Origin of the sequence: Achromobacter sp. GbtcB20, from assembly GCF_019091095.1 — a bacterium.
GTDB classification, from domain to species: Bacteria; Pseudomonadota; Gammaproteobacteria; order Burkholderiales; family Burkholderiaceae_B; genus Achromobacter; species Achromobacter mucicolens.
Window position 1 is genome coordinate 1 of record NZ_JAGXJZ010000456.1, and the last position, 290, is coordinate 290.

Consider the following 290-nt stretch of genomic DNA (forward strand, 5'->3'; position numbering starts at 1 on the left):
CACACTGGTTCCAGCACTATCATCGGCGCAAAGTGGTTTCACGGTCCTGTTCGGGATGGGAAGGGGTGGGACCGACTTGCTATGGTCATCAGGCATGACTTGTACGAGGCGTTGTCCTGGTGGACAGCGTCTCTGAATCTGGAAGAAGTATGGGGTAGCGTCTGTATCAACAAACAGCGCTGTATTCCTGACTATACCTGCTAAGGTTATAGGGACAAGCCGTACGGGCAATTAGTACTGGTTAGCTTAATGCATTACTGCACTTCCACACCCAGCCTATCAACGTCCTG

The 290-nt window shown here is 51.4% G+C and carries 1 rRNA gene; it reads right to left on the minus strand.

Annotated features, from left to right (window positions below):
- Window positions 1–210: 210 nt before the first annotated feature.
- Window positions 211–290 (minus strand): 23S ribosomal RNA (locus KVT32_RS29745); the annotation flags it as partial.